This is a genomic window from Oceanisphaera sp., from assembly GCF_052084945.1.
Taxonomy (GTDB): Bacteria; Pseudomonadota; Gammaproteobacteria; order Enterobacterales; family Aeromonadaceae; genus Oceanimonas.
On sequence record NZ_JBQDEX010000109.1, the window covers coordinates 1 to 9,264 of the forward strand.

At 46.3% G+C, this 9,264-nt stretch carries 7 protein-coding genes; 3 read left to right on the plus strand and 4 right to left on the minus strand.

The genetic code is table 11. The annotated features are described in order from the left end of the window. Nucleotides 1–98 precede the first annotated feature (98 nt). A complete protein-coding gene (locus ACTHY5_RS09820; RefSeq protein WP_441879170.1) occupies nt 99–1,142 on the minus strand; it encodes a GMP reductase in 1,044 nt (347 codons plus the stop codon). Nucleotides 1,143–1,370: 228 nt separating this feature from the next. Between ACTHY5_RS09820 and ACTHY5_RS09825 the strand changes: the two genes are divergently transcribed. Together ACTHY5_RS09825 and epmA are read left to right on the plus strand one after the other, a co-directional pair. Then, on the plus strand, nt 1,371–1,793 hold the full coding sequence (locus tag ACTHY5_RS09825; protein ID WP_441879171.1) for a VOC family protein: 423 nt from the start codon (nt 1,371–1,373) through the stop codon (nt 1,791–1,793). An 81-nt stretch (nt 1,794–1,874) separates the two neighbouring features. Beyond that, nucleotides 1,875–2,849 (plus strand): elongation factor P--(R)-beta-lysine ligase, encoded by a 975-nt coding sequence (gene epmA / locus ACTHY5_RS09830; protein ID WP_441879173.1) that lies wholly within the window; start codon nt 1,875–1,877, stop codon nt 2,847–2,849. Nucleotides 2,850–3,047: 198 nt separating this feature from the next. Here the strand turns inward: epmA and mscM are convergent, their stop codons facing one another. The 3 genes from mscM to rsgA all read right to left on the minus strand — a co-directional run bounded on the left by mscM (nt 3,048) and on the right by rsgA (nt 8,385). Further along, complete coding sequence (gene mscM, locus ACTHY5_RS09835; protein ID WP_441879174.1) at nt 3,048–6,374, minus strand: miniconductance mechanosensitive channel MscM; 3,327 nt, start codon at nt 6,372–6,374, stop codon at nt 3,048–3,050. Between the two features lie 61 nt (nt 6,375–6,435). After that, nucleotides 6,436–7,296, minus strand: a complete 861-nt coding sequence (gene asd / locus ACTHY5_RS09840) for an archaetidylserine decarboxylase (RefSeq protein ID WP_441879176.1) — start codon at nt 7,294–7,296, stop codon at nt 6,436–6,438. A gap of 51 nt (nt 7,297–7,347) precedes the next feature. After that, a complete protein-coding gene (gene rsgA, locus ACTHY5_RS09845) occupies nt 7,348–8,385 on the minus strand; it encodes a small ribosomal subunit biogenesis GTPase RsgA (protein WP_441879178.1) in 1,038 nt (345 codons plus the stop codon). 89 nt (nt 8,386–8,474) lie between these two features. Between rsgA and orn the strand changes: the two genes are divergently transcribed. Beyond that, the gene (gene orn, locus ACTHY5_RS09850; protein ID WP_441879180.1) at nt 8,475–9,020 is read left to right on the plus strand and encodes an oligoribonuclease; all 546 of its coding nucleotides are present in this window, start codon (nt 8,475–8,477) and stop codon (nt 9,018–9,020) included. The last annotated feature ends 244 nt before the right edge of the window (nt 9,021–9,264 follow it).

Consider the following 9,264-nt stretch of genomic DNA (forward strand, 5'->3'; position numbering starts at 1 on the left):
CGAGTCGAGCGGAGTAGCGCGCTCTGCCTGATTTCTACTCAAACATCAACAAAAAAATGTGATGAAGTGACAGGCTGACAGCTTACCGCTTATGGCTGTTATTCCTTGCCGTATACGATATTTTCTTGCTCACGTACGCGAATAAAGGTGGTGCGCTTGGTTAGTTCTTTTAAGCGACCTGCTCCCACATAAGTACAGGTTGAGCGTACGCCACCTAAAATATCTTGAATGGTGTTTTCAACCGGACCACGGTAGGGGATCTCAACGGTTTTGCCTTCTGCTGCGCGGTACTTAGCTACGCCACCAGAATGCTTGTCCATGGCGCTAGAAGAGCTCATGCCATAGAAGTTCATGTAGGTTTTACCGTCACGCTCTACTAAGTCACCACCACACTCTTGATGTGCGGCCAGCATGCCACCTAGCATCACAAAATCAGCACCACCACCAAAGGCTTTAGAAACATCGCCAGGGCAAGTGCAACCGCCGTCACCAATAATTTGACCTTCTAGGCCATGGGCGGCATCGGCACATTCAATAATGGCCGATAACTGTGGATAGCCAACGCCGGTTTTAACGCGAGTGGTACATACCGAGCCTGGGCCAATACCCACTTTAACGATGTCGGCGCCAGATAAAATCAGCTCCTCCACCATTTCACCGGTCACTACGTTACCGGCAATAATGGTATGATGCGGCCATTCTTTACGCACTTTACTGACAAAGGCGCTAAAGTGCTCGCTATAACCGTTGGCAACATCAATGCAGATAAAGTTTAGCTCGTCAGACAAGGCTAATACTTGTTGCAGCTTTGCAAATTCTTTATCTGAAATACCGCTAGAAACAATCACATGCTTTAGCACATCACTGCTTTGTGCACTAACAAATGCCTGCCACTCGTCCACTGAGTAATGTTTATGAACGGCGGTTAGGATCTGGTGTTGGGCAAGCGCTTTGGCCATGGTAAAGGTGGCTACCGTGTCCATATTAGCGGCAATAATGGGCACGCCAGACCAACGACGACCTGAATGCTTAAACACAAACTCGCGGTTTAGCTCTACTTGAGAGCGGCTATTAAGGGTAGAGCGTTTAGGGCGAAAAAGTACGTCGCTAAAGCCTAACTTTAAGTCTTCTTCGATACGCATGATGGTATTACCTCAGTAAGTGACAGGCACAAAAAAACCGAGGGTTTCTTAGGCCCTCGGTTTTCAGCATTCTAGGTTTTTGAAAATTTTTTGCAACTATCTTGACCTATTAATCAGGAATTAATCGCTGTTATTTAACAAACAATAGGATGAAGAAGAGCGTTGTGCTGTTATTTTGTACAACATTCAGTCATGCTAAGGTTGAGTTTGGCTTAGGGAGGAAGACCCATGGCGTTATTTACTATTGTAGGATTAGATCATTTGGTACTTAGAGTACGTAATCCAGAGCGAATGTTAGATTTTTATTGCCGAGTGCTCGGCTGTCGCTTAGAGCGTGAAAAGTCAGACATTGGTTTATATCAATTACGTGCAGGTGCACAACTCATTGATTTAGTAGATGTTAATGGTCCGTTAGGCAAAGAGGGTGATGCTGCTGAGCAATGTAAAGCCAACCTTGATCATTTTTGCTTACAAATCTCTCCATTTCAGCCCGATGCGCTAAGAACGTATTTGAAAGAAAATGGCGTGATCTGCGAAAAGCCGGTTATGCGCTATGGCGCACAAGGCGAGGGCCTGTCGTTGTACCTTTACGATCCTGAAGGTAATCAAGTAGAGTTAAAAGGTGGGCCATTAGACGGCGTTAAGCATTAAGCCGTTAGCCTGTTAGGGCTTAGTGTTCGTTCACTTAAAAGTGAGTTAAGGGTAACATCCTCTTATTTTAGGATGATAACCATGACATCACTTGCCTGGCAGCCAACGGCTTCGCTGGCGCTGCTGCAAAAGCGCGCTCAGATATTAACGCTTATTCGCCGTTTTTTTGCTGATCGTGACGTATTAGAAGTAGATACTCCCACTATGGCCAGTGCTGGCGTGACCGATGTGCATTTAGATAACTTTAAAACGCACTTTGTAGGCCCTGGCATGGCTAATGGTCTCGACTTGTACTTGCAAACCTCACCTGAATTCCACATGAAACGCATGCTCGCAGCAGGTTACGGCGCTATTTACCAAATTTGTAAAGCGTATCGTAATGAAGAGTCGGGTCGTTTACATAATCCTGAATTCACTATGCTGGAATGGTATAGGCCGGGCTTTGACCATCATCAGTTAATGGATGAAATGGCCGACTTGCTCACGCACGTGCTGAATACGCCGCTGCCCACTCGCCTTACTTATCAGCAAGCATTTGTTGAGATATTGGGGGTATGCCCGCTTACTGCTTCATTAGCGGCGCTACGCCAAGCTGGCGGCGGGTTAGGAGCCGATGATTTACTGGCGCAAGAAAGCGATCGCGATACTATTTTACAGTTACTCTTTGCCTTAGGAGTTGAGCCACATATTGGTCAGCATAGTCCCTGCTTTGTTTATGATTTTCCTGCCAGCCAAGCAGCATTAGCCCGTATTAACCCCGATGATGCGCGAGTAGCTGAGCGTTTTGAAGTGTATTTTAAAGGTATTGAATTGGCCAATGGCTTTAATGAGTTAAGTGATGCGAAAGAGCAACGTGAGCGCTTTGTACATGATAACCAAGCACGCGAAAGCCGAGGCTTAGTAACACGGCCAATAGATGAATATTTACTGGCTGCCCTTGAGGCTGGACTACCTGATTGTGCGGGCGTGGCGCTAGGGGTTGATCGCTTAGTGATGTTAGCAACAGAGACCGAGCAATTGGCAGATGTGATCGCTTTTACGGTTACCAGAGCCTAGGGAGCATGCGCTGGCTGGTCGGTTATAACTAAGGCAATAAACTGTTGGCTAGCTCCATTAATGCTTGGCGTGAGGGGTGATCGCCTCGATCTTTGTGCCAAGCAAAATAAAAATAGCGGGTGAGTGATAATTCACTAACGGACAGTGCGACCAACTGGCCACTGGCGAGCTCGTTGGTGACACATAGCCATGGTTCTCTTAAGCACTGGGTTGAGCGTTTTGTTCCTGCTCTAACATGCTGGCCATAGGTTGTTGGCCTAATAAGCGAATATCCACCTGCTGATGAGGGATTTTAATATCGTGCTCGCGCAGTCGGGTTAATAGTAGATTGTGTAGATCATGGGTCATGGGCATACGATAGCTCATATCTTCTACATACACTCGTACCTCATAGACCAATGCCGAGTCGGTTAGCTCCACTAAAAATACTTCAGGGGCAGGTGTGTCCAGAATATGGCTGCACTGTGCTATGGCTTCGTAGGTAATGCGCTGTACTAAATCAATGTCGGCATCGAGTCGCACACGCACCATTAGGCGCACCCGTGTTATGGCATCAGACAAAGACCAGTTAACAAACTGTTCAGTAATAAAAGCCTTATTGGGCACAATAATTTCGCGTCTATCCCAATCGACAATAGTGGTCGCCCGGGTTTTTATTTTAGAAATGGTGCCGGTTAGCTCGCGAATAGTCACGGTGTCGCCAATGCGGATCGGTTTTTCAAATAAAATAATCAGCCCCGAGACGAAGTTGGCAAAAATTTCTTGTAAGCCAAACCCTAGCCCTACCGAGAGTGCCGCTACTAACCATTGAGTTTTAGACCAATCGATACCCAGCATAGCAAAGGTAGTAAAGGCCCCTATGATCAACACGATATATTTAGACAGTGTGGTAATGGCAAAGCCGGTGCCGGGGGATAAGTCTAAATGTTGCAAAACACTCAATTCCATTAAGCCAGGCAGGTTGCGGGCGGTGATCCAGGTTAGGATCACTACAAATAAGGCGATCACCACATCTTTAAGTGAAATGGGTAATAAGGCATCTTCACCCGCCAGTGAGCTAGACACTTGCCATACTTCGATACTGTCGAGAAAGCTAAAAGCGGTGTTAATTTCTGACCAGAGCAGCATTAAGCTTAAGATGTATCCCAGCATAAGTGCAGAGCGTAATAAGCCAAGAGATTGGGCACTAATCGTATCTAAATCGACCTCGGCAACGGCTGCAGCCTCTGCTTCTGGGCTGGTATGAGTATCAGTGGTGTCATCTTTTTCTTTACGTTGTGCAAGAATGTCGGCGCGTCTTGCTTTAGCTCTTTCAAAGGCTAGGCGACGGCGCTGAATCAGCATCCAGCGGCGTACTAAGTAATAAAACATTAAGAATCCCATACCGACGAGTACTGATATTTCGAGTTGTCGTAATAGCGTATGGGCCGTGTAGAGGTAGCCCATTAGGGCCGCGACTAGCGCTAATAGGGGAGAAATAATTAACACGCCCCATAAAAAGTGGTTCACTATGGTTAAGTGCTCTTGGCGAGGAGGGGAGACGAGCAATGGAAGCTCTTCGCGATACATTCGCCAAGAAAATAAGCTAGTCAGTAAGGCAATAGCCATAAAGCTTAAGCGACCTAAGGTGTCGTATAAAGAAAACTCTCGATAATCGCGTACCCAATAAAAAATGAATAGCGCGGGTAGCAAAGACAACATCAGACTTTGAAATTGGCGCCAAATACGTCGTACCTGATCCCGTGGTAAATTAAAATGAGTAATCAGCAGACCTTTACTCATCATTAAATTACCTACAACTAGCAAGATAAATACCGGTAGCATCAGTTGATTAAAGCTGTGAGCTAGTGCAATCACCATGGGGGGAGCCCAAGGGGAATCTATAGCATGACTCAATAAAGACAGCAGTGCGGGTAAGGGCATTGCGGTGACTAAACTTAATACTAAGGTATTAAAAGTATAGTCATATCTGTCTTGAGTGACATTGCCGATATGAGTGCTAATTTTTTCTAGGTAGGTATGTAGGCTACGGCGACTCAGTATCCACAGGTAAATCACTAATAATGAGCTAACACCATATAGTGTTAGGCTAGCTGTGCTTTGTTGTAAGAGCGTTTGTGGTAATATTGCCCACGTTGATAAACTAAATAGCCAGCCGACTGTTTCCACTAATGCGGTGGGATATTGGCTGCCGATAGGCCTAAGATCGGGTAACCAAAACAGTCGCTCATCCGTGAGAGCACGAATTTCTTGCAGCTGACTATTTTGGCGGCTGTAAGCTACTTTGAGTCGTGTTTGTTCGTGTATTTGATTGTCTATGGCACTGATCAGTCGAGTTAATAATCGCTGTTGTGTTGCCAGCAGTTCATCCACTTGTAGGCGTTGTAGCTCGGTAATGCCTTGGGCCTTATCGCTGAGTAATAACTCAGTACGATAATGTGTGTTTCTTAGACTATCCAGTGACTCTTGATAACCGTATTTATCCACTCTGCTTTGTACTATACGCGCTTCTAGTTGCGCCAATGAATAAGGCTTAGGTAGCTCACTGAGGCGGTTACGTAAATTTTCACCAAACCCTCGACTGACTTGAAGCCACTCTAGCTGCTCTTTTAGATTGCCTTTCATATCGGCTAATTCAGAGGCAGTGCGCTCTACGGTTTGATACTCAAGTTGTAATGCTTCTACTGCTCGGCTTTTTTCACTTAATTGAGCAGATAAGCGTTGATTAACCGCTTGTTGCTCAACCAATAATTTTGAGTCGGCTTCAACCTTATCAAGTAAGCGATCACTTTCAGCAATGGTCGCCTCTGTTGTGGCTCGGCGTAATTCATTCTGTCGTTGCTGTAACGCATCAATAACAGTGTCTATGTCTTTTAACTGACGGTGTAATATATCGAGTTTTAATCGGTTAATACTGTCTTTATTGCCGGAAGACAGCTCTTCTAGCTCTAATGCTTGAATATGATGTTGTAACTTTTGCTCGCGGGCCATAACAACGGTACGCACCGCATTTTCTTGGCGGCTGCGCGTGTCACTAAATTGTAGCCTGTCTAAAGATTGCTGAGTGTTGCGTAATTGCTGGCGCAAGTCGTCTAAGAGGTCATGTAGACCATTACCGCTAAGCTCTTGTAAGTTAAGCGAGTTAGTAAGCTCTTCACGTTGCCTTCTTAGCCTGAGTCGATGGGCTTGTGCTTCAACTAATGCCTGCTGAGCGCTGTCTTCATCTAGCTGGGTAATATAATCTAAACTAGGAGGGCTAAGGTTAGCCTGTTGCTGCTCGAGCTTTTTTATGGCCGATGGATAGTCATCCATAAAATCTTTAAACGTTGCGGCTTGCTTTTTATAGCGCTCGCTTTCATGCACTAGCTGTAATGCCTGATTATAGTCCTCGCGTCGTTTTTTTAGCTCGGCGCTATCCCCTTCAGGTACTGCATTTAATCGTGCTTCAATATCAGCCACGCTCTGATCGGCTAATAATGGGCTAGGAAAGAGTAGGGCAAGCAATAACAGAATAGGCGCAAACACGGCAGGATCTCAATAGAGTGGGAATTATTCGCGGCTACTTGTGTAGCCGCGAGGCCCAGCATTAATGCTGGTTAATATGACCAAACGCACTCCCCATACGCGTAGGAGTGCCGGGCAATAAATCTTCTGGCAGTGTAACGCTGTTAGGGGCAAACAAACAAACCACAGTACTGCCTAATTTAAAGCGACCCATTTCATCGCCTTTAGCAAAACGGGGTGCGGTTTCAGGCTCATAATCCCAGCGTTGAATACGCTTACCCGCAGGAGGCGTAACCGTGCCAGCCCACACGGTTTCTATGCTAGCCACTATGGTGGCGCCTACTAATACCAGTGACATAGGGCCGGCTATGGTGTCAAAAATACAGACTACGCGTTCGTTGCGGGCAAACAGCTCAGGCACACGAGAGGCGGTGAGAGGATTGACTGAAAACAGGTCGCCAGGCACATAAATCATGGTTTTTAATACGCCAGCGATTGGCATATGAATGCGGTGATAATCTTTAGGTGCCAAATAAATAGTGGCAAAGTCGCCACCCATAAAGGGAGCGGCTAGGGCTTTGTCGCCACCTAATAATGCCCGCGCACTGTAGTCGTGACCTTTAGCCTGAATAATGCGGCCTTGCATAATAGGCGCCAGCTGGCTAATAGCACCATCTACAGGCATAGCGAGTGTTTGCTCATCTTCAATTATGGGGCGGGCGTTGGGCTTTAAGGCGCGAGTAAAAAAAGCATTAAAGCTTGGGTAATTTGCTGGGTTTTCGTGCACGGCTTCACTCATATCTACGTTATATTGGCGAATAAAGCGCTCAATCAGCCATTGAGGAAGACGCCCGCCTTCTTTGGCTGCCAAGCGCCCGATTAAACGCGACACCAAGTGTTTGGGTAGTAAGTACTGTAGTAAAATTTTCAAATGCTCTGTCATTGATATGCGTCCAAGATCTCTATTTTATTGTTGGTATTGAGGTAAGCAAAATTAAAGCGAATTAGGGTGATGACGAGTAGGTTTATCCGCCATAGCAGCCATAATACGATGGTAACTGTCTAATCGCTCAGGGTGAATATTGCCCTCGTCTTTAGCGTGTTGTAATAGGCAACCGGGATCTGCGTCATGTTTACAATCGCGAAAACGACAGCCGCCCAAGTATTCTCTAAATTCACGAAAACACCAAGCCACTCGCTCGGGCGCCAAGTGCCAAAGAGAAAACTCACGAATACCCGGTGAGTCTACTAATGAGCCGCCTGATGGAAAATGGTATAGCCGAGCTGTGGTGGTGGTGTGTTGTCCCAGCCCTGAGTTATCAGATACAGCACCGGTAATGGCGGCCACTTCTGGCATAACAGCATTCACTATGGATGACTTACCCACACCAGACTGACCAACAAAGATGCTGGTGTGATCTTTAAGGGATTGTTTTAATTGCGCCACCCCTTCACCGGTATCACAGCTGACATACAGCACTTGATACCCAATATCACGGTAACGCTGGAGTTGTTGATCAGCCTGTGTGCGTTGCTCATCATTTAACAAATCAACTTTATTTAGCACTATCATGGGCGGCATATCGACATCTTCAGCGGCCACTAAATAGCGATCAATCACATGACAGCTCAGCTCAGGTAACACGGAAGAGACCAACACAATTTGGTCAATATTGGCCGCCACCGGTTTAACGCCGTCGTAAAAGTCAGGTCGGGTGAGGACAGTGGTGCGCGGATGCACGGCTTCTACTACGCCACTAATACCTTGAGTGGTATCTAGGCCTGGTCGCCAGGCGACTTTATCGCCCGTTACCAGCGAACCTAAGGTGCGCCTTAGGTTACAGCGGTGGATTTGTTGCTCGTTATCTTCAATGTCTGCATGCTGGCCAAACCGACTGATCACTAGCCCGTCTTGTTGTGGGCCTAATTGGTTATCGTCTATGGTGTCGGCAGTATTACGTTTTAGGCGGCGGTTGTGATTATCACTAACGCGGCGCGATTGACCTTTGTTGAGTTTTTTTCTCTTGGCCATAACATTCCCTAAATCTGCATTTATTAGCGGCTATGATACACTTTCCTGTTTCAACTTGTCCTTATTGCCACCGAGCTTTGCGAGATAATATGAGCGTACATGCAGAAAATTTGGTTTGGATTGATCTAGAAATGACCGGGTTAGAGCCGGATGAACATAAAATCATCGAAATCGCCAGCATCATTACTGATAAAGAATTAAACATATTAGCTGAAGGTCCGGTGTTAGCCATTTACCAAGATGAGGCTGAACTGGCCAAAATGGATGACTGGAATGTGCGCACTCATACAGGGTCTGGCTTGGTTGAGCGCGTTAAAAAAAGCCAAGTATGCGAAGGAGAAGCCATCAGCCAAACACTAGCGTTTTTACGCCAATGGGTGCCAGAACAAAGCTCACCCTTGTGCGGCAACACTATTGGCCAAGACCGTCGCTTTTTAGCGCGGCACATGCCTGAACTAGAAAGTTTTTTTCATTATCGCAGCATAGATGTGAGTACCATTAAAGAGCTAGTGCGCCGCTGGCAGCCTGCGTTATTAGAACAATTTCCTAAAAAGGGCAGCCATAAGGCATTAGACGATATTCGCGAGTCCATTGCAGAGTTGCAGTTCTATCGTAAGACCGTATTTAAGATTTAAGTGTTTCTTTTTAACGCAATACGAGCATATTTGCCGAGAAAGTAGCCAAGCAGTCGGCTAGAGTGAAAAAGGTCTTGCATTCAACAAATCACCTCGTATAATTCGCATCCCGTAGCCACTGGTAATAACCAAAACCGCTGGCTGCTAAAAAAAGTCGCCGTAATTTTTAAAGCGGACAACCAGAAATTTTGCGGGAATAGCTCAGCTGGTAGAGCACAACCTTGCCAAGGTTGGGGTCGCGAGT